Here is a 20,005-nt window from a genome sequence, read left to right on the forward strand (position 1 = left end):
GCGGATGGAAGTGGGTGGGCGGGCGGATCAGCGGAAGACGACGGTGTGGTGGCGGTCGAGGAGCACGCGGTGCTCGCTGTGCCACCGGATCGCGCGGGCGAGGACCTGCGCCTCGACGTCGCGGCCGGCCGAGGTCATCGCGGCGGGGTCGAGCGAGTGGTCGACGCGGACGACGTCCTGCTCGATGATCGGCCCCTCGTCGAGGTCCGCGGTGACGTAGTGCGCCGTGGCGCCGACCAGCTTGACCCCGCGGGCGTGCGCCTGGTGGTAGGGCTTGGCGCCCTTGAAGCTCGGCAGGAACGAGTGGTGGATGTTGATCGCGCGGCCCTCGAGCTTGCCGCACAGCTCGTCGGAGAGCACCTGCATGTAGCGGGCGAGGACCACCAGGTCGACGTCGAGCTCGTCCACCAGCTCGAGCAGCCGGGCCTCGGCCTCCGGCTTGGTGTCCGGCGTGACCGGGACGTGGTGGAACGCGATGCCGTTGGCCTCGGCGACGCCCTCGAAGTCGCGGTGGTTGGACACGATCGCGGGGATCTCGATGTTGAGCGCGCCGGTCGACGTACGGAACAGCAGGTCGTTCAGGCAGTGCCCGAACTTGGAGACCATCAGCAGGGTCCGGGTCGGCGTCCGCACGTCGTGCAGCTGCCACGCCATCGCGAACTGGCTCGCGACCGGGGCGAACTCCTGGCGGAGCTGCTCGACGCCCGCACCGTCGAGCCGGAACTGGACGCGCATGAAGAAGCGGTCCGTGAGCCGGTCGTCGAACTGCTGGCTGGCGCTGATGTTGCCGCCGTGCTCCATGACGAAGCGGCTGACGGCGAACACGATGCCGGGCGCCTCCGGACAGGTCAGCGTGAGTACGTACTCGTCACTGGTCGGCTGGTGGTTCATCCCGTTCTCCTTTTGCGTAATACACAACACGCTGAGCGATACGCAACAGCCTGCCGCACCAACCCGGGGCCGGTCAAGGGGTGATCGGGAACCTGGTGGGCAAAAATCGGCTCTTGTGATGCATCCGTAGGTCGGGCTCGGGTTGGGGTGGGCGGCCGCGCGGTAGCCGACCGTTCACCGGCTCCCGCGTGCTCCCACGGACCTCTGTGTCCTTGCGGGGTGCTGTGACCAGTCAGAGCGGCGAGGTAGTGGACCTATCGCCGAGGTAGTGCCCTTTGCCTCTGACTACCTGGGCGGTGTGGCCACTGTCCGGGTGGTCGACCACCCGGGTGGTAGCAACAGAACCGCGGTGGTCGCCTGCCCAGGGCAAAAATCCGTAGCGCCCGGCCGGGAGTCGATCCCGGCCGGGCGCGTGCCGGCTCTTTCGTCGAAACAGGCGTCCGCTCAGGTCACTGGGGCAGCCAGGCCTCGACCTTGTCGGGGTTCTCCTCGACCCACTGGGCCGCGGCGTCCTCAGGGGACATGCCGTCCTCCGAGATGTACTTCGCGACCTGGTTCTGGTCCTCGTTGGTCCACTCGAAGTTCTGGACCAGCTCGACCCCGGGCCCGCCCTCATCGACCCAGGAGGTGGACAGGATCTTCTTCAGCACGGTCTCGGGGTAATCGCAGTCAACGTCCGCCGGGTCGTCCTGGCAGCCCTCCTCGAACGGCGGCAGTGCCACCTTGGCGAGCGGGAGCTCGGCGAAGAGCCACTGCGGCTCGTAGAAGTAGCCGATCAGGAACTCCTTGTTCTCCTCGGCCTGCTGGAACGCCGTGATGCTGGCGGCCTCGCTGCCGGAGAAAACGACCTCGAAGTCGAGGCCGAGGTTGCTGATGATGGCCTCGTCGAACTGGACGTAGGACGGGTCGGCGCCGAGGAACTGGCCCTTGTCGCCGGTCTCGGACGTCGCGAACTCCTCGGCAAAGTCGTTGAGGTTCTCCCACTCGAGGATCTCCGGGTGCTCCTCGGCCAGCCACGGCGGGACGTACCAGCCGATGATTCCGACGTTGCCGTTGGGGCCGCCGTCCATCGCACTGCCGTCGCCCTGCTCGGCGAAGAACTTCTTCTCCAGGTCCGGGTGGCCCCAGTCCTCGATGACGACGTCGACGTCGCCGGTGCCGAAGCCCTGCCAGGCCACGTCCTCCTTGAGGTCCTTGTACTTGACCTTGCAGCCGAGGGTCTCCTCGGCGACGTGCCCGACGACGTAGGCGCTCGCCTCGTAGCCGACCCACGGGTTGATGGCCATGTTGAGGTCACCGCAGTCGCCGAATTCGGCCGCCCTGTCCTCGTTTGCCGCGGTCTCCTCCGCGATGCTGCCGCCGCCGCACGCGGTGAGCGCGACCGCCACGGAAGCCGCAACCGAGGTCAAGGCGACGCCCCGCCTTCTTGAGTTGAGCACTGTGTTTCTCCTTGGTTGTTGTTGGTGCGTGTGCACCGCTACCGAGACGTCTTCTGTGCGGCCGCCCGCGCGATGCGGTCGACCATGATCCCGAGCAGGACGATGCTGATGCCGGCCGCGGCGCCGAAGCCCCACTCCTCCGAGCGGGCGAAGCCCAGCACGACGTCGTAGCCCAGGCCGCCGGCGCCGACGAGGCCACCGATGACGGCCATGGCCAGCACGTAGAGCAGGCCCTGGTTGGCCGCCAGCACCAGCGACGCGCGCGCCATCGGCAGCTGGACCTTGATGATCTCCTGCCAGGTCGTGGACCCGGTCGACCGCGTCGCCTCGAGCGTCGTCGGCGAGACCGCCTTGACGCCGTCGGCGACGAGCTTGATCGCTACCGGAGCGGCATAGACCACGCCGGCGACGATCGCCGTGAACCTGGTGATGCCGAAGAGCGCGAGGACCGGGATCAGGTACACGAACGGCGGGATCGTCTGACCGGCGTCGAGCAGGGGGCGCATCACCAGATCCAACTTGGGGCTGCGGGCCATCCACACTCCGAAGACCAGCGCCAGCACCATGACCAGGACCGTGCCGACCAGGGTCATGTTGAGGGTGATCATCGCGTCGTGCCACAGCCCGAAGTACAAGAGTCCCGCCACACAGAGCAGCGTGGGCACGAGGGCGCGGAGCCCTCCGAGCACGAACGCGAGCAGCAGCAAGGCTCCTGCCGCGAGCCACCAGGGCGACTCCGCCAGCAGCGACTCCAGCGGGTTGAGCAGGACAGCGCTCGTCAGGTCCTTGAAACCCTGCGTCAGGTCGCGGAAGTTGTCGGTGAACCAACCGAAGAAGTCGTTGACGGCGTCGGCGAGCCGCGGGCCCCACGTGGAGTCCCCGAACTCCGCGGCCCAGGGATAGGTCCGGGACATGTAGAGGCACACGAGCACCGGCACCGCCGCGGCGGCGAGCACGATCCGCCGCCGCTTCAGGTCGACACCGCCGCGCGCCGCCCGCTCGCCGTACTCGCTCGCGGCCGTGGTGGTGCGGTCGAGCATGACCGCGATCACCACGATCAGGACGCCGGGCACGAAGGCACCGCCGACGTTGACGGTCTTGAGGTAGTCCAGCACCGGCTGACCCAGCCCCGGCCCGTCCACGAAGGCGGCGATCGTCGCCATCGAGAGCGCGGCGAGGGTGGTCTGGTTGAGCCCGACGACGATCGTCCTGCGGGCCATCGGCAGCTGGACCTTGGCGAGCCGCTGCCAGCGGGTCTGGCCCGCTGAGTCGGTGGCCTCGATCGTGGTCGCCGAGACCGTGCGGATGCCGTGGCCGGCCACCCGGATGATCGGCGGCAGGGCGTAGAGAAGCGTGGCCACCACGGCCCCCGACGCCCCGATGCCGAAGAACAGCGCGATCGGCGCGAGGAAGACGAAGGTCGGGATCGTCTGGAAGACGTCCAGGAACGTGGTCATCACCGCGTTGACGGCCCGGTTGCCCGTGCCCATCAGCACGGCCAGCGGCATGCCGACCAGCACGGAGACGGCGACCGCCACGAAGGTCACGATCAGCAGGTCGACCGCGTCGGACCAGTAGCCGAAGACCCCGAAGGAGACGAACGACGCGGCGATCAGGAGCGCGATCCGCCAGCCCGCGACGGCGAGCCCGATCCAGACCGCGACGGCGGTCACGCCCAGCCAGCCGATCTCGGGCACGGGACGCGGGAAGTTCTCGACCGACACCATCCGCTGCAGCCAGTCGACGAGAGAGGTGAAACCCGAGCCGATCTCGTAGGTGAGCTGGATGAGCGGGTTGTCGCCGCGGCTCGCGATCACCTTGTCGCGGAACTCGGCGAGGGCGTCCTGGACGCCGGTCCGCTCGCGACCTGCGAGCGCCAGCGTGTCGTTGCCCTTCGTCAGTGCCCATATGCCGATCCAGAGGACGACCACGCCCAGGGCCCAGGCCCAGCGCGAGGACGGCACCCACCGCTTGACCTCAGCCGGCGGCGACTTGTCCGGCTGCGCGGCTTCGGGGCGCGGCGGCGCGAGCGTGCTCATGCGTGGTCTTCCTCCGCGACGACGACCCGCAGGATCGCGTCGTCGTCGACGATGCCGATCACGCGCTCGTCGCGGTCGACCACGCGTACGGGGTGCTCGGATGCCAGCACCGCCTTGGCGGCCTGGCGCACGATCGTGTCGCAGGACATGACCGGGCCGTCCATCGAGTCGTCCGGCCGCGGGTCGCGCATCACCCACTTGAGCGTGAGCACGTGGGAGCGCGGGACCTCCGAGACGAAGTCGCGCACGTAGTCGTCGGCCGGGGCGCCCACCACCTCGTCCGGCGCCCCGATCTGGACGATCTCGCCGTCGCGCATGATCAGGATCCGGTCGCCCAGCTTGAGGGCCTCCTGCAGGTCGTGGGTGATGAAGACCATCGTCTTGCCGAGCTCGCGGTGGAGTCGGATCACCTCGTTCTGCATGTCGCGCCGGATCAGCGGGTCCAACGCGGAGAACGGCTCGTCGAAGAGCAGGATGTCGGGATCGCCCGCCAGCGCGCGGGCCAGCCCGACCCGCTGCTGCATGCCGCCGGAGAGCTGGTCCGGGTAGGAGTGCTCGAACCCGTCCAGGCCGACGAGGGACACGATCTCGGCGGCCTTCGCCCGTCGCTCCTTCTTGCCGATCCCGCGGATCTCCAGCCCGTAGGCGACGTTGTCGATGACCTGCCGGTGCGGCAGCAGCCCGAAGTGCTGGAAGACCATCGACACCCGCTTGCGGCGCAGGTCCCGCAGCTCGGCGTCGGAGGCGTTCGTGACGTCGACCCCGTCCATCTGCACGGTGCCGGCCGTCGGCTCGATCAGCCGGGTCAGGCAGCGGACGAGGGTGGACTTGCCGGAGCCGGAGAGCCCCATCACCACGAAGACCTCGCCGGGTGCGACGTCGAAGGACACGTCCTTCACGCCGGCGACGCACCCCGTCTGCCGCTTGAGCTCGGCGCGCGGCAGGTCGGCCTCCGGCGTACCGATGATCTTGTCCGCTCGCGGGCCGAAGATCTTCCAGAGGTTGCGCACCGACAGTGCGTACTCCGCGCTGTCGGCCGTGGATTCCTCCTGGCGCTCGGACATGATCGTCATGGCTGCTCCTCGTTGTTGCGGCTGTCGCCGGGCGGGTAGAGAGGCGTGCCGTCGCGGTAGCGGTAGAACGGCACGTCAGCCGGGGGGAGGGGAGTGTTGCCGGCGATCAGGTCGGCAGCCTTCTCGGCCACCATCATCACCGGCGCGTAGATGTTGCCGTTGGTGACGAACGGGAAGACCGAGGCGTCGACGACGCGCAGTCCCTCGGTCCCGTGCACCTTCATCGTGCCGGGGTCGACCACCGACATCTCGTCGATGCCCATCTTCGCGGTGCACGAGGGGTGGAGGGCGGTCTCGGCGTCCTCGGCGACCCACTTCAGGATCTCCTCGTCGGTCTCGACCGACGGTCCCGGCGAGATCTCCCCGTCGTTGTACGGCGCGAACGCCGGCTGGGTGAGGATGTCGCGGGCGACCCGGATCGCCTCCACCCACTCCTTGCGGTCGGTGGGCGTCGACAGGTAGTTGAAGAGCAGCGAGGGGTGCTCGCGCGGGTCCCTGGACTTGATCCGCACGTGCCCGCGGGTGTCGGCGTACATCGGGCCGATGTGCACCTGGTAGCCGTGCCCCTCGATGGGCGAGGAGCCGTCGTACCGGATGGCGATCGGCAGGAAGTGGAACATCAGGTTCGGGTAGTCCACGTCCTCGTTGCTGCGCGCGAACCCTCCGCCCTCGAAGTGGTTGGTCGCGCCGAGGCCCTTGCGCTGGAACAGCCACTGGTAGGCGATCTTCGGCCGCTGGTGCCACCGCAGGCCCGGCGCGATCGAGACCGGCTGCTTCGAGGCGTACTGGATGTAGACCTCGAGGTGGTCCTGCAGGTTCTCGCCGACACCCGGCAGGTCGTGGACGACGTCGATGCCGAGCCCGCGCAGGTGCGCCGCGTCGCCGACGCCGGACAGCTGCAGCAGCTGGGGGGTGTTGATCGCGCCACCGCAGAGGACGACCTCGCCCGCCTCGACGCTGCGGCGCCGGCGACCCGCGCGCTCGTAGTCGACACCGACCGCGCGCTGGCCGCGGAACCGGACGCCGGTCACGAACGCCATGGTCTCGACGTCCAGGTTCTTGCGGTGCCGCACGGGGTGCAGGTAGGCGCGGGCGGCGGAGAGCCGGCGACCGCGGTAGACGTTCCGGTCGAAGCGGGCGAAGCCCTCCTGCCGGTAGCCGTTGACGTCGTCGGTGAGGGGGTAGCCCGCCTCCTGCACGGCCTGGAAGAAGGCGCCGAACAGCGGGTTCTCGGCCGGGCCGCGCTCGAGCTTGAGGGGGCCGTCGCCGCCGCGCCACTCGTCGGCACCGGCCAGGCAGTTCTCCATGCGCTTGAAGTAGGGCAGGCAGTGGAGGTAGTCCCACTCCTTCATCCCGGGCTCGCCCGCCCAGCGCTCGTAGTCGAGCGGGTTGCCGCGCTGGAAGATCATCCCGTTGATGCTGCTCGAGCCACCCAGCACCTTGCCGCGGGCGTGGAAGACCCGGCGGTCGTTCATGTACGGCTCGGGGTCGGTCTCGTACTTCCAGTCGTAGAGCCGGTTCCCGATGGGGAACGGCAGCGCGGCCGGCATGTGGACCAGGGGGTCGATGCGGTAGTCGCTGTGGCCCGCCTCCAGCACCAGCACGCTGGTTCCGGGGTCGGCCGAGAGCCGGTTGGCGAGGGCGCACCCTGCTGAGCCGCCGCCCACGATCACGAAGTCGTAGCGCTTCGAAGCCATATCGTCGTCCTTATCCCGCGAACCAGCGCTGCTCGGCCGGTCGGATGTTGTGCCAGATGTGCTTGGTCTCGCGGTACTCCTCGAGACCGGCCAGCCCGAGCTCGCGCCCGATGCCGGACTGCTTGAAGCCGCCCCACTCCGCCTGCGGCACGTAGGGGTGGTAGTCGTTGATCCAGACCGTGCCCATCCGCAGCCGGTCCGCGACGCGCTGCGCCTTGCCGGCGTCCTGGGTCCAGACCGCGCCCGCGAGCCCGTAGATGCTGTCGTTGGCGATGGCGACGGCGTCGTCCTCGCTGGTGAACGTCTCCACGGTCAGCACCGGGCCGAACGACTCGTCCTGGGTGACCCTCATGTCGCGACGGCAACCGTCGAGGATCGTCGGCAGGAAGTAGTAGCCGTCGGCAAGGGCGGGATCGTCCGGCCGCCGGCCGCCGCAGCGGAGCACCGCACCCTCGGCCAGGCCGGCGGCGACGTACGCCTCGACCTTCTCGCGGTGGGCGGCGCTGGTGAGGGGCCCGGTCTCGGCCTTCTCGTCGAAGGGCCCGCCCAGCCGGATCCGCTCGGCCCGCTCCACGAGGGCGTCGACGAACTCGTCGTGCACCGACTCCTCGACCAGGAGCCGGGCTCCGGCGGAGCAGACCTGGCCGGAGTGGAGGAAGACGGCGGTGAGGGCGAAGTCGAGTGCCACCTCGAGGTCGGCGTCGGCGAACACGATGTTGGGGTTCTTGCCGCCGAGCTCGAGGGCGACCTTGCTCACGGTGCCGGCCGCAGCGGCCATCAGCAGCTTGCCGGTGGACAGCCCGCCGGTGAACGACACGAGGTCGACGCGGGGGTCTTCCGCGAGCGGAGCGCCGGCGGTCGGACCGGCGCCGAGGACGAGGTTGGCGACCCCGGCGGGCAGCCCCGCCTCGGCGAGCAGGTTCATCAGGTGGATCGCCGTGTGGGGTGTCAGCTCGCTCGGCTTGAGCACGAAGGTGTTGCCGGCGGCCAGGCAGGGCGCGACCTTCCAGGAGGTCTGCAGCAACGGGTAGTTCCACGGGGTGATCAGTCCGCAGACGCCGATCGGCTCGTGCACGACGCGGCTGACGACGTCAGGGTTGCCCGTGTCCACGACCCGGCCGGAGTCCTCGGCGGCGGTCCGTCCGTAGTGCCGGAAGACACCGACGACGTCGTCGACGTCGTACTCGGACTCGACCAGGCGCTTGCCGGTGTCCGACGACTCGAAGCGGGCGAGGACGTCCTTGTCGCGCTCGAGGAGGTCGGCGACCCTCAGCAGCAGGTCTCCGCGCTCGCGGCTGGAGGTCCGTGGCCAGGGGCCGTCGTGGAAGGCGCGATGAGCGGCGCCGATGGCGGCCTCGGTGTCCTCCCGGCCGGCCTCGTCCACGTCACCGACGCGGGTGCCGTCGGCGGGGCAGCTGATCTCGCGGCGCCCGCCTGCGAGGGCGGCCACCCAACGACCGTCGACGTACAGTTCCGGCACGATCCGTCCCACCTTCCGGGAGCCAGGAGAGATGCGCATCGCGCAACTCTTTGCTTCCCTCGCAACTACTTGGTGGGTTGAGAATGGTGCCGAGTCGTGCCGGTGTCAAGGGTTACGGCAGCCGTAACGCAACGTTCATCAGCGCTCGTGGCTGCGCGAAACCGTGTTCGCAGCCCGTTCGACGTGACCGCTAGCCCAGCCAGCCCATGCGCTGGCTGATGCGCTCGCCGCCCGCCTTGAGGTCGTCGGCGAGCGCCTCGATCCGCGCCTTGTCGAAGCGGTACGCCGGACCCGACGCGCTGAGGGCGCCGACGACCGCGCCGGTGTGGTCGCGGACCGGGACCGCTGCGGCGTTGAGGCCGGTCTCGAGCTCCTCGTACGCCGTCGCGAAGCCGTTCTCCCTCGCGTCGGCCAGCTGCTTCATCAGCGTCTTGCGGGACGTGATGGTGTGCTCGGTGTAGGCCTTCAGCCCGGCGACGGCGAGCACGCTCTCGAGCTGCTCCTCGTCCATGTGGGCCATCAGGATCTTGCCGCTCGAGGTCGCGTGCAGCGGGGTGAGCTGGCCGACCCAGTTCTGGCTGGCCACAGCAGCCGACCCCAGGGCCTGCTGGACGTGGACCGAGTAGTGCTCGCGGACCACGGCGAGGTTGATGGTCTCGTCGAACCGCTGGGCCAGGTCGTCGACGACCGGGCGGGCCTGCCGGACCATGTCGAGGCGGGAGGGGATCGCGCTCGCGAGCCGCAGCACTCCGAAGCCGAGCTGGTACTTGCCCCGCTCGGAGTTCTGCTCCACGAGGTCGCGCTCCTCGAGTGCGGCGAGGAGGCGGAACGCCGTCGACTTGTGCACGCCGATCTCGGCAGCCACGTCGCTCACGCCGGCGCTGCCCTCGCGGGCCAGGATCTCGAGCACGCTGACGGCCCGATCGACGGACTGGACGCCGCCAGGGGCGTCACTGTCCCGCGCGCCTCGTCCGTTCGCCTTCTGCTCTCCGTTGCTCATAGCGCAACTCTACGCGATCCGTGGGCGGAACGGGCGCTGAAACCGGTCATGTGACCCGGATCATCCGGCGCTCCCGGATTCGCCCTTTCGGCCGACCCCCTTGACAGCGGCTGGACCGGACTCCCAAACTGTTGCGCATCGTGCACGACGTTGTGTAATTCGCACCAAGGTGGAGAAATGATCCGAGTCTGCCCCCTGTCTGCACTCCCCCCAGGGGAGGCCTGAGATGAGCAACATGACCACTGCGACACGGATCGACGGCAAGCGGGTTGCCGCTGACATCAAGCAAGAGCTGGCAGTGCGGGTGAGAGCCCTGCGCGGTCAGGGGAGCCGGCCCGGGCTGGGCACCATCCTGGTCGGCGACGACCCGGGAAGCCACGCCTACGTCGCCGGGAAGCACCGCGACTGCGCCGACGTCGGGATCGCCTCGATCCGGGTCGAGCTGCCGGCGACCGCCAGCCAGGCCGAGGTCGAGGACGCCGTACGCCGGCTCAACGACGACCCGGCGTGCACCGGCTTCATCGTCCAGCTCCCGCTGCCGGCGCACATCGACACGCACCGGGTGCTCCAGCTGATCGACCCCGACAAGGACGCCGACGGCCTGCACCCGACGAACCTCGGCAAGCTGGTGCTCGGCATGCCCGGCCCGCTCCCGTGCACGCCGCGCGGGATCATCGAGCTCCTCCGTCAGCACGACGTGCCGATCACCGGCCAGCGGTTCTGCGTGATCGGCTGCGGCCTCACGGTCGGCCGTCCGCTGGGCCTGATGCTCACCCGGCCCACCGAGCACGCGACCGTCACGCTGTGCCACGAGGCGACCGTCGACGTCGCGGCGCACACGCGCGCCTCCGACGTGGTGGTCGCCGCGGCCGGCGTCGCGCACCTGGTCAAGCCGGACTGGGTGCTGCCCGGCGCGACCGTGCTGTCCGTCGGGATCACCCGCACCATCGAGGGGATCCTCGGCGACGTCCACCCCGAGGTCGGCACGGTGGCGGGCAAGGTCAGCGGCGCGACCGGCGGTGTCGGTCCGATGACGCGCGCCATGTTGCTCACCAACATCGTCGAGATCGCCGAGCGGGACCTCGACCTGGATCCTCGCGCGATCTCCGTCGAACGGGCATGACGACGGAAGGCAGGGCTCCGAGGCTCACCCGCACGCGCGCCGACGTCGTACGGCGGCTGCTGGCCAACGCCCGCTTCGAGGTTCTCCCGACCGCGCGGGTCGAGGACGCCGTTGCCACGCACCTCCCGCCCGGCCGCACGGTCACCGTGACGGCGTCCCCGTCGAAGGGGCTGGAGGCGACCCTCGCGCTGACCGAGCGGCTCACGGCCCGCGGCTACGACGTCGTGCCGCACCTCGCCGCACGGATGATCACCGGCCGCTCCGAGCTGGTGGAGATCGCCGACCGCCTCCGGGCATCGGGCGTGACGACGGTGTTCGTGCCGGCCGGGGACGCAGACCCGGTCGGCAGCTACGCCGGCGCGCTCGACCTGCTCGACGACCTGGTCGCGATCGGCAGCCCCTTCCCGCAGGTGGGGATCACCGGCTACCCCGAGTCCCACCCGACCATCCACGACGACGTCACGGTCCAGACCATGTGGGACAAGCGGCAGCACGCCACCCAGATCGTCAGCAACCTGACGTTCGACCCACGGGTCCTGACCTCCTGGGTGCGACGGGTCCGGGCGCGCGGCGTGACGACGCCGATCCTCGTCGGGCTCCCCGGCCCGGTCGACCGCACCAAGCTCCTGAGCATGGCCACGAAGATCGGCGTGGGTGAGTCGACGAAGTTCCTCGCGAAGAATCGCGGCGTCTTCGCCCGGATCGCCGTCCCCGGCGGCTACGACCCGCTGCGCCTGCTGAACCGCGCGGCGGGGGTCCTTGGCGACGAACAGATGAACGTCTGCGGACTCCACCTCTTCACGTTCAACCAGGTCGCCGAGACCGAGGCCTGGCGCCGCGCCCAGCTGGCCCGGTGGGAGCGGTGAGCGCGGTCGCGGCCGGGGCACCGGCGGTCTCGCTGACAGGCGTCGAGCAGCACCTGCTCGCCCGCTGGCCCGAGACCCGGATGGACCCCACGCTCGACCGCGTCGCCCTGCTCCTCGGCCTGCTCGGGAGGCCCGAGACGGAGTTCCGGTCGATCCACCTGACCGGCACCAACGGCAAGACCAGCACGGCCCGCATGGTCGAGGCACTGCTCGCCGCCTCCCGGAGCCGGACCGGCCGGTTCACCAGCCCTCATCTCGAGAGCATCCGCGAGCGCATCAGCCTCGAGCAGCGCCCGATCGACGTACCGCGCTTCCTGCGCAGCTATCAGGCCGTCGCCGAGCAGGCGGCGCTGGTCGACGCGGTGTCGACCCACCCGGTCTCCTTCTTCGAGATGACCGTCGCCATGGCCTACCACGCGTTCGCCGACCACCGCGTCGACGCGGCCGTGGTCGAGGTCGGCATGGGTGGCCGCTGGGACGCGACCAACGTCATCCACGCCGAGGTCGCCGCGATCCTGCCGGTCGCGCTGGACCACACGGACTACCTCGGCCCGACCGTCGAGGCGATCGCCGCCGAGAAGGCGGGCATCATCAAGCGAGGCGCCGTCGCCGTCTCGGCACGGCAGCCCGACGAGGTCGCGGCCGTCCTCCGCGCTCGCGCCGACGCCGTCGGCGCCGATCTCAGGGTCGAGGGCAGGGACTTCGCGGTCGGCCGGCGCTCGCCGACGGCGCGTGGTCAGCTCGTGTCGTTCCGCGGACTCCACCGGACGTACGACGACGTCCCGCTCGCCGTGCACGGGGAGCACCAGGCGCAGAACGCCGCGGTGGCGATCGCCTCGGTCGAGGCCTTCCTGGGCGGACCGCTCGACGTGGACCTGGTGCGCCGGGCGCTTCGGCAGGTCACCTCGCCCGGGCGGTTCGAGATCCGGGCCGGCTCCCCGCGCGTGGTCCTGGACGTGGCGCACAACCCGCACGGAGCCCGGGCGCTGGCGCGCAACCTGGCCGAGCACGGGCCGGGTCGCACGATCGCCGTGCTCGCGGTCATGGGGGACAAGGACGTCGCGGGGGTGCTCCGTGAGCTGGAGACCGTGGTGGACACGGTCGTCTGCGCCCGCAACTCGAGCCCACGGTCCCTGCCGGCCGAGGAGCTCGCGGCGCGTGCGACGGACGTGTTCGGCGCGAGTCGCGTCCGTCGCGCCACCGACGTGCCCTCCGGGCTCGCCGCTGCCCGCGCCCTTGCCGACACCGGTCCCGGGTCGACGGACGTCGTCCTCGTTACCGGGTCGGTCGTGACGGTCGGAGATGCGTGCAGCGTGCCCACCGACTGCTGACGGGTCGCTGCGCGAGCAGCCCTGCCCTGCCCGGGCTCGCCCGTCAGCTCGGGGTTGGGTGTCGACGCTTGCGTCGGCGCCCAACCCCACCTTCCTCGAACCGGGTGTCACCCCGCCGGAGGAAGTTCCCGACCAGCCGGGCGCCGTACTGGCTGAGGACCGACTCCGGGTGGAACTGGACGCCGTGCAGCGGACGGGTCCGGTGGCGGACGCCCATCACGACTGTGCGCTGGTCGGCGTCGCGGCAGGTCGCGGTGACGATCAGGTCGTCGGGAACCTCGGTGGCGGCGAGCGAGTGGTAGCGCACCGACGGGTACGGCGACGGGATGCCGGCGAAGACCCCGGTGCCGTCGTGGTGCACCAGGGCGACCTCGCCGTGCGCCGGCCGGACCCTCTCCACGATGCCGCCGTAGGTCGTGACCAGGCCCTGCATGCCCAGGCACACCCCGAGGACGGGGACCGTGGCCTCCCGCAGGACCTCGCTGCCGATCGCGAAGTCGCTCGGCTCCAGCGGATGGCCGGGGCCGGGGGAGAGCACCACCCGGTCGTAGGACAGGACGTCCGCCACGGTCGTCGCGTCGTGCTGGACGACGTCCGGCAGCACGCCCGTCACCGCGGCGACGAGGTGCACGAGGTTCCCCACGTAGGAGTCGTGGTGGTCGACCACGACGACACGTGGATGCGGCGTCATGGCGTCCCTCCAAAACCTCTGAGAAATCGGGCTTCAAGCCCCTTGACGCCACACTCCAGCAGAAGGCATTGTTGCTGTCAACGCAATGCAGTGCAGATTACGCAACAGGAGGAACCCCATGGCTGGACGACGGACGGTCATCATCGGCGCGGGAGTGGTGGGGGCGGCTCTGGCCGACGAGCTGTCCGCGCGCGGCTGGACCGACATCACCGTCGTCGACCAGGGTGACCTGCCCGTGACCGGCGGCTCGAGCTCGCACGCCCCCGGACTGGTCTTCCAGGCCAGCGGCTCCAAGGTGCTCACCGAGATGGCCCGCTACACGGTGGAGAAGTTCGTCTCGTTGCAGCACGAGGGCCAGTCCTGCTTCCTGCAGGTCGGCGGCCTCGAGGTCGCCACCACGCCGGAGCGCCTCGCCGAGCTGCACCGCCGGCACGGCTGGCTCACCTCCTGGGGCGTCGAGGCCGAGGTCGTCGACGCCGACCGCTGCGTGGAGCTGCACTCGCTCGTCGACCGCGACCAGATCCTCGGCGGCCTGTGGTGCCCGACCGACGGTCTGGCCAAGGCGCTGTGGGCCGTCGAGGCGCAGATCGAGCGGGCCAAGGGCCGTGGCGTGAAGTTCCTCGCCCGCCACGAGGTCACCGACATCCGCGTCGAGGACGACCAGGTGGTCGGCGTCGTGACGGACCACGGAGAGCTCCCGGCCGACATCGTCGTCTCGTGCGCGGGCATCTGGGGCCCGAAGGTCGCCGCCCTGGTCGGGCTGGACCTCCCGCTCACCCCCCTCGCGCACCAGTTGGCCGTGACCGGCTCGATCCCCGAGGTCGCCGGCCAGACCGACGAGGCGATCCGCCCGATCCTGCGCCACCAGGAGCATGGCCTCTACTACCGCGACAGCTTCGACGGCCTGACCATCGGCTACTACCACCACGAGCCGATGCCGATCTCGGCGTACGACATCCGGGCGGTCGACGAGACCGAGGAGATGCCGTCCGTCCTCGCGTTCACCCCGGAGGACTTCGAGCCGGCCTGGGCCGAGACGCAGGTCCTGCTCCCCGCCACCAACGACACCAAGGTCGAGGAGGGCATCAACGGCCTCTTCTCCTTCACCACCGACGGCATGCCGCTGCTCGGCGAGTCGCGTGAGGTCAAGGGCTTCTGGGTCGCCGAGGCCGTGTGGGTCACCCACTCCGCGGGTGTCGGCCGTGCCATGGCCGAGTGGCTGGCCGACGGCTACTGCGAGACCTTCGACATCCACGAGTGCGACGTGAACCGCTTCGAGGACTACCAGGTCGCCCCGGCGTACGTGCTCGAGCGTGACTGCCAGAACTTCCGCGAGGTCTACGACATCCTGCACCCGCTGCAGCCGATGGACTCCCCGCGCAACGTCCGCCTCTCGCCGTTCTTCAGCCGCGAGGAGGAGCTCGACGGGTTCTTCCTGCCGGCCAACGGCTGGGAGCGCCCGCACTGGTACGGCGCCAACGCCGGCCTGCTCGAGCGCTACGACATCCCGACCCCCAACGACTGGGCCGCGAAGTACTGGGACCCGATCGTCGGCGCCGAGGCGAAGGCGACCCGCGAGGGCGTCGCGATGTACGACATGACCGCCCTCAAGCGGATCAACGTCACCGGGCCCGGCGCCGTCGACTTCCTGCAGCGCCTGTGCACCAACGACGTCGACAAGTCGGTCGGCGCGGTGGTCTACACCCTGCTCCTCGACGCCGACGGCGGCATCCGCAGCGACATCACGGTCGCCCGTCTGGGCAAGCACCACTACCAGGTCGGTGCCAATGGTGCGCTGGACATCGACTGGTTCGAGCGCCACCTCCCCGAGGACGGCACCGTCCAGGTCACCGACATCACGCCGGGCACCTGCTGCATCGGCCTGTGGGGCCCGAAGGCCCGCGACGTGCTCGCCGGCATCACCGACGCGGACATGACCAACGACGGTCTCAAGTACTTCCGCGCGAAGTCCCTCACCATCGGCAACGTCCCGGTCACCGCCTGGCGCCTGTCGTACGTCGGCGAGCTGGGCTGGGAGATCTACACGACCGCCGACCTCGGCCAGCGCCTCTGGGACACGCTGTGGGAGGCCGGCCAGGAGCACGGCATCATCGCCGCCGGCCGTGGTGCCTTCAACAGCCTCCGCCTGGAGAAGGGCTACCGCTCGTTCGGTGGCGACATGACCAACGAGCACGACCCGTACGAGGCCGGCCTCGGCTTCGCGGTGAAGCTCGACAAGGGCGACTTCATCGGCCGCGACGCGCTGATCGCCCGCAAGGAGCACCAGACCAGGACGCTGGCCTGCCTGACGATCGACAGCACCGAGGACGTCGTCCTCGGCAAGGAGCCGGTCTTCGCCGACGGCGAGCCGGTCGGCTACGTCACCTCCGCGGCCTATGGCTACACGATCGAGAAGGGCATCGCCTACGCCTGGCTGCCGCTCGAGGTCGCCGAGGTCGGCACCGAGCTCGAGATCGGCTACTTCGACAAGCGGGTCAGGGCCGTCGTCACCGCCGAGCCGCTCTTCGACCCGAAGATGACCCGCCTCCGCGGCTGAACACCTTCGTCACTCCTTCCTACTCAACCCCTTCTTCCTTCGGAGGTTCCCTGTGAGTTTCAAGACCGCCCCCGCGGCCAACATGGGCGAGATCGCCGCCATGGTCGAGCGCCGTGAGGTGGGCTACAGCCTGGAGTCCGCCTTCTACGCCAGCCAGGAGGTCTACGACCTGGACATGAAGGCGATCTTCGGCCAGCACTGGCTCTTCGTCGCCACGGAGGCCGAGATCCCGGAGGCGGGTGACTTCGTCACGGTCGAGATCGGCACCCAGTCGCTGATCATCGTCCGCGACGACGAGGAGGAGGTCCGCGCGCTGCGCAACGTCTGCCGCCACCGCGGCTCGCGTCTCCTCGAGGAGCCGTGTGGCGCGATCGGCAACCTGGTCTGCCCCTATCACCAGTGGACCTACCGCGCCGACGGCGAGCTGGTGTACGCCGAGAGCCAGTCGCCGTCCTTCGACAAGAGCAAGTTCGGCCTCAAGCAGGTCCACGTGCGCACCGTCGGCGGCCTGATCTTCATCTGCCTCGCCGACGAGCCACCGGCCGACTTCGACGAGGTCGCCTCGGTCATCGAGCCCTACCTGCGCTCCTACCGCGTCGCGGAGGCGAAGGTCGCCCACCAGACCGACCTGGTCGAGGCGGGCAACTGGAAGCTCGTCATGGAGAACAACCGCGAGTGCCACCACTGCGACGCTTCCCACCCGGAGCTGATCACGTCGTACTTCCCGTTCCTCCGGTATGACGAGTCCGACATCACGCCGCGCCTCCAGCCGCTCTACGAGCGCTACCTGAAGGCGACCGAGGACCTTGACAACGTCTGCAAGACCAACGGCGTCCCGCGGGAGCTGGTCCACGAGCTCGACACCCGCGAGACCGGCTTCATGATCATGCGCCTTCCGCTGGACGGTGAGGGTGCCTCGTTCGGCATCGACGGCGCCCAGGTCTGCAAGAAGCTGATCGGCGACTCGCCCACCCCGAAGTTCGGTGACCTCTCCCTGCACATGCAGCCCAACTCGTGGTTCCACCTGCTCAGCGACCACGTGATCGTCTTCAGCGTCCTGCCGATCTCTCCGGACAAGTCGATGGTCCGCACGACGTGGCTGGTCCACCCGGACGCCGTCGAGGGCGAGGACTACACCATCGAGGGGCTGACCAGCGTCTGGAAGGCCACCAACGACCAGGACCGCGCGCTGGTCGAGAAGGCCCAGCGCGGCGTCACGGACCCGAGCTACGTGCCCGGTCCCTACGCGCTGGTCGAGGACGACGTCGAGTCGTTCATCAACTGGTACGTCGGCCGGCTCCGCGACTACCTCGAGCCGCACCGCGAGAGCGCCGAGCGACTCGGTCACCTCAACGCGGTCGCGGCCCAATAGTCACCTGATCTCCGGGAGGAGAAAGAAATGTCGTCCACCCAGGCGCTCGAGAGCCTCGTGCCGTCCCTGCAGTCTCAGGTCTGCTGGGCGGACGAGGACCAGACCGTGCTGGTGTGCACCGCGGTCAGCGACGTCACCCACGACGTCAAGAACTTCGTGTTCGAGCCCGAGGGCGACCAGCTCTTCGAGTTCGACGCGGGCCAGTTCCTGACCCTGATGCTCGACATCGACGGGACCCGGGTGAACCGGTGCTACACGATCTCCTCGCCGCCGACCCGCCCGAACCGCATCGCCATCACGGTGAAGCGGGTCGCGGGCGGCAAGGTCTCCAACTGGGTCCACGACAACATCGTGCCCGGCAGCAAGGTCACCGCACTGGCGCCGCTCGGTGCCTTCACGCTCACCAGCCGGCCGGCGGAGAAGCTCCTCTTCCTCTCCGCGGGCAGCGGGATCACCCCGCTGATGTCGATGCTGCGGACGCTCTACGACCTCGGGTCGGACGCCGACGTCGTCTTCCTGCACAGCGCGCGCACGCCGAGCGACATCGTCTTCCGCAGCGAGCTCGCGGCCATCGAGACGCTCATGCCCAACCTCCGCGTGGTGCACGTCTGCGAGGCCGACTACCCGTCGGAGCGCTGGGGCGGTATGCGGGGACGCCTCTCGCCGACCATGCTCCACACGATCGTCCCCGACCTGCTCGAGCGGACCATCTTCAACTGCGGCCCGGTGCCGTACATGGACGCCGTACGCCGGATCCTCGGTGAGCTCGACTACGACCTCGGCAGCTACCACGAGGAGAGCTTCACCTTCGACGACCCGGCCATGCCGGGCGCGACGCCGCCTCCCGAGGGGGTCGCCTACGAGGACATCGCCGTCGCGGCGCCGCCCGCCGGCGACGACGGGGTGGCGACGTACTCCGTCGAGTTCACCAAGAGCGGCCGCACGGTCACGTGTCGCGCGGACGAGAACGTGCTCGACGTGGCGCTCGCCGCGGGGGTGCGCCTCCCGTCGTCGTGCAGCCAGGGCATGTGCGGCACGTGCAAGCTCTCCAAGCTCTCCGGCGAGGTGGAGATGAACCACAACGGCGGCATCCGCCCCCGCGAGATCGCCGCCGGAAAGATCCTCGTCTGTTGTTCCAAGCCGCTCAGCGACCTCTCGCTCGACGCCTGACCGCACCAGCAATCTCACCCCCCATCACCGAAGCAGAAACGGAGTCACCTCATGGCCGACAACAAAGTCGTCGTCTACGCGGGACCTGGCCAGGTCGCGATCGAGAACATCGAGTTCCCCAAGCTGGAGATCCCGCGTGAGGTCGCCGAGGGGCTCGGCATCAAGCAGGCCGCCCCGCACGCCGTGATCCTCAAGCTCGTCACGACCAACATCTGCGGCAGCGACCAGCACATGGTCCGCGGCCGTACGACGGCGCCCGTCGGCCAGTCCCTCGGCCACGAGATCACCGGCGAGATCGTCGAGATCGGCGACGACGTCCTCTTCCACAAGGTCGGCGACATCTGCTCGGTGCCGTTCAACATCGCCTGTGGTCGCTGCCGGATGTGCAACGAGGGCAAGACCGGCATCTGCCTCAACGTGAACCCGGCCCGCGCCGGCGCGGCGTACGGCTACGTCGACATGGGCGGCTGGGTCGGCGGCCAGGCGGAGTACGTGATGATCCCGTTCGCCGACTTCAACCTGCTGAAGTTCCCCGACCGCGACGCCGCGCTGGAGAAGATCCTCGACCTCACGATGCTGTCGGACATCTTCCCGACCGGCTACCACGGTGCCTACACCGCCGGTGTCACCACCGGCTCCACGGTGTACGTCGCCGGTGCCGGCCCGGTGGGCCTCGCCGCGGCGTACTCGGCGCAGCTCCTGGGCGCGTCGACCGTCATCGTCGGCGACATGAACGCCGACCGCCTCGCGCAGGCCGCCAGCTTCGGCTGCGAGATCGCGGACCTGTCGAAGGGTGACTCGTTGGTGGACATCGTCTCCGACATCCTCGGCGAGCCGGAGGTCGACGCGGCTGTCGACGCCGTCGGCTTCGAGGCGCGCGGCCATGGCAAGGACGCCGCCGAGGCGCCCGCCACGGTGCTCAACGACATCATGAACGTGTCCCGTGCCGGTGCCTCCCTCGGCATCCCGGGCCTCTACGTGACCGGCGACCCGGGCGCGGTGGACGACGCTGCGAAGGTGGGCCAGATCGGCGTGCGGCTCGGCCTCGGTTGGGCGAAGTCCCACACCTTCGTCACCGGCCAGTGCCCGGTGAAGCAGTACAACCGCAAGCTGATGAACCTGATCCTGGCCGACAAGGCGCACATCGCGAAGGCCGTGAACGCCACCACCATCAGCCTCGACGACGCCGCGGTCGGCTACGCCGCGTTCGACAAGGGCGCCGCCCAGAAGTTCGTCATTGACCCGCACGGCATGGTCCGGGCCTGACCGATGAGAG

The 20,005-nt window shown here is 69.7% G+C and carries 15 protein-coding genes; 7 read left to right on the forward strand and 8 right to left on the reverse strand.

The genetic code is table 11. The features are described from left to right. Positions 1 to 27: 27 nt before the first annotated feature. From purU to D0Z08_RS17645, 7 genes are all read right to left on the reverse strand, one after another. Complete coding sequence (gene purU / locus D0Z08_RS17615) at positions 28 to 891, reverse strand: formyltetrahydrofolate deformylase (protein ID WP_118926556.1); 864 nt, start codon at positions 889 to 891, stop codon at positions 28 to 30. 449 nt (positions 892 to 1,340) lie between these two features. After that, positions 1,341 to 2,300: an ABC transporter substrate-binding protein gene (locus tag D0Z08_RS17620; RefSeq protein ID WP_220454235.1), complete on the reverse strand. Its 960-nt coding sequence runs from the start codon at positions 2,298 to 2,300 to the stop codon at positions 1,341 to 1,343. A gap of 68 nt (positions 2,301 to 2,368) precedes the next feature. After that, entirely contained in the window at positions 2,369 to 4,369 is a 2,001-nt protein-coding gene (locus tag D0Z08_RS17625) for an ABC transporter permease (RefSeq protein ID WP_118926558.1), read from the reverse strand. Next, positions 4,366 to 5,442, reverse strand: coding sequence for a quaternary amine ABC transporter ATP-binding protein (locus D0Z08_RS17630; protein ID WP_118926559.1), 1,077 nt, complete (start codon positions 5,440 to 5,442; stop codon positions 4,366 to 4,368). The genes D0Z08_RS17625 and D0Z08_RS17630 overlap by 4 nt, the downstream gene beginning before the upstream one ends. Continuing rightward, the gene (gene betA / locus D0Z08_RS17635; RefSeq protein WP_118926560.1) at positions 5,439 to 7,139 is read right to left on the reverse strand and encodes a choline dehydrogenase; all 1,701 of its coding nucleotides are present in this window, start codon (positions 7,137 to 7,139) and stop codon (positions 5,439 to 5,441) included. Before betA ends, D0Z08_RS17630 begins: the two co-directional genes overlap by 4 nt. A gap of 10 nt (positions 7,140 to 7,149) precedes the next feature. Then, entirely contained in the window at positions 7,150 to 8,658 is a 1,509-nt protein-coding gene (locus D0Z08_RS17640) for an aldehyde dehydrogenase family protein (protein WP_245994083.1), read from the reverse strand. A gap of 151 nt (positions 8,659 to 8,809) precedes the next feature. Continuing rightward, complete coding sequence (locus D0Z08_RS17645) at positions 8,810 to 9,619, reverse strand: IclR family transcriptional regulator (RefSeq protein ID WP_118926561.1); 810 nt, start codon at positions 9,617 to 9,619, stop codon at positions 8,810 to 8,812. A 235-nt stretch (positions 9,620 to 9,854) separates the two neighbouring features. On the opposite strand from D0Z08_RS17645, the gene D0Z08_RS17650 reads away from it, so the two are divergent. The 3 genes from D0Z08_RS17650 to D0Z08_RS17660 are packed head-to-tail and all read left to right on the forward strand — an operon-like array spanning position 9,855 to position 12,939. Further along, entirely contained in the window at positions 9,855 to 10,742 is an 888-nt protein-coding gene (locus D0Z08_RS17650) for a bifunctional methylenetetrahydrofolate dehydrogenase/methenyltetrahydrofolate cyclohydrolase (RefSeq protein ID WP_118926596.1), read from the forward strand. Then, positions 10,739 to 11,608, forward strand: coding sequence for a methylenetetrahydrofolate reductase (locus D0Z08_RS17655; RefSeq protein WP_118926562.1), 870 nt, complete (start codon positions 10,739 to 10,741; stop codon positions 11,606 to 11,608). The genes D0Z08_RS17650 and D0Z08_RS17655 overlap by 4 nt, the downstream gene beginning before the upstream one ends. Continuing rightward, on the forward strand, positions 11,605 to 12,939 hold the full coding sequence (locus D0Z08_RS17660) for a bifunctional folylpolyglutamate synthase/dihydrofolate synthase (RefSeq protein WP_245994085.1): 1,335 nt from the start codon (positions 11,605 to 11,607) through the stop codon (positions 12,937 to 12,939). The genes D0Z08_RS17655 and D0Z08_RS17660 overlap by 4 nt, the downstream gene beginning before the upstream one ends. A gap of 43 nt (positions 12,940 to 12,982) precedes the next feature. On the opposite strand, the gene D0Z08_RS17665 is transcribed toward D0Z08_RS17660, so the two are convergent. Further along, positions 12,983 to 13,630: an anthranilate synthase component II gene (locus D0Z08_RS17665; protein WP_118926563.1), complete on the reverse strand. Its 648-nt coding sequence runs from the start codon at positions 13,628 to 13,630 to the stop codon at positions 12,983 to 12,985. A gap of 118 nt (positions 13,631 to 13,748) precedes the next feature. On the opposite strand from D0Z08_RS17665, the gene D0Z08_RS17670 reads away from it, so the two are divergent. From D0Z08_RS17670 to fdhA, 4 genes are read left to right on the forward strand one after another with little or no spacing between them, the layout of a single operon-like run. Next, positions 13,749 to 16,187 (forward strand): GcvT family protein, encoded by a 2,439-nt coding sequence (locus D0Z08_RS17670; protein WP_118926564.1) that lies wholly within the window; start codon positions 13,749 to 13,751, stop codon positions 16,185 to 16,187. A 52-nt stretch (positions 16,188 to 16,239) separates the two neighbouring features. Further along, on the forward strand, positions 16,240 to 17,559 hold the full coding sequence (locus tag D0Z08_RS17675; protein ID WP_245994087.1) for an aromatic ring-hydroxylating oxygenase subunit alpha: 1,320 nt from the start codon (positions 16,240 to 16,242) through the stop codon (positions 17,557 to 17,559). A 27-nt stretch (positions 17,560 to 17,586) separates the two neighbouring features. Next, positions 17,587 to 18,729, forward strand: coding sequence for an FAD-binding oxidoreductase (locus D0Z08_RS17680; protein WP_118926565.1), 1,143 nt, complete (start codon positions 17,587 to 17,589; stop codon positions 18,727 to 18,729). A 51-nt stretch (positions 18,730 to 18,780) separates the two neighbouring features. Further along, positions 18,781 to 19,995, forward strand: a complete 1,215-nt coding sequence (fdhA, locus tag D0Z08_RS17685) for a formaldehyde dehydrogenase, glutathione-independent (protein ID WP_118926566.1) — start codon at positions 18,781 to 18,783, stop codon at positions 19,993 to 19,995. Positions 19,996 to 20,005: the final 10 nt, after the last annotated feature.

Origin of the sequence: Nocardioides immobilis, from assembly GCF_003515065.1 — a bacterium.
In the GTDB taxonomy this organism is placed as follows: domain Bacteria; phylum Actinomycetota; class Actinomycetes; order Propionibacteriales; family Nocardioidaceae; genus Nocardioides; species Nocardioides immobilis.

Coding starts and splice junctions, on each gene's coding strand:
- D0Z08_RS17665 (WP_118926563.1), bottom strand. CDS start 13,630: ATGACGCCGCATCCACGTGTCGTCGTGGTCGACCACCACGACTCCTAC.
- D0Z08_RS17645 (WP_118926561.1), bottom strand. CDS start 9,619: ATGAGCAACGGAGAGCAGAAGGCGAACGGACGAGGCGCGCGGGACAGT.
- D0Z08_RS17670 (WP_118926564.1), top strand. CDS start 13,749: ATGGCTGGACGACGGACGGTCATCATCGGCGCGGGAGTGGTGGGGGCG.
- D0Z08_RS17640 (WP_245994083.1), bottom strand. CDS start 8,658: ATGCGCATCTCTCCTGGCTCCCGGAAGGTGGGACGGATCGTGCCGGAA.
- D0Z08_RS17655 (WP_118926562.1), top strand. CDS start 10,739: ATGACGACGGAAGGCAGGGCTCCGAGGCTCACCCGCACGCGCGCCGAC.
- D0Z08_RS17650 (WP_118926596.1), top strand. CDS start 9,855: ATGACCACTGCGACACGGATCGACGGCAAGCGGGTTGCCGCTGACATC.
- fdhA (WP_118926566.1), top strand. CDS start 18,781: ATGGCCGACAACAAAGTCGTCGTCTACGCGGGACCTGGCCAGGTCGCG.
- D0Z08_RS17630 (WP_118926559.1), bottom strand. CDS start 5,442: ATGACGATCATGTCCGAGCGCCAGGAGGAATCCACGGCCGACAGCGCG.
- D0Z08_RS17625 (WP_118926558.1), bottom strand. CDS start 4,369: ATGAGCACGCTCGCGCCGCCGCGCCCCGAAGCCGCGCAGCCGGACAAG.
- betA (WP_118926560.1), bottom strand. CDS start 7,139: ATGGCTTCGAAGCGCTACGACTTCGTGATCGTGGGCGGCGGCTCAGCA.
- purU (WP_118926556.1), bottom strand. CDS start 891: ATGAACCACCAGCCGACCAGTGACGAGTACGTACTCACGCTGACCTGT.
- D0Z08_RS17680 (WP_118926565.1), top strand. CDS start 17,587: ATGTCGTCCACCCAGGCGCTCGAGAGCCTCGTGCCGTCCCTGCAGTCT.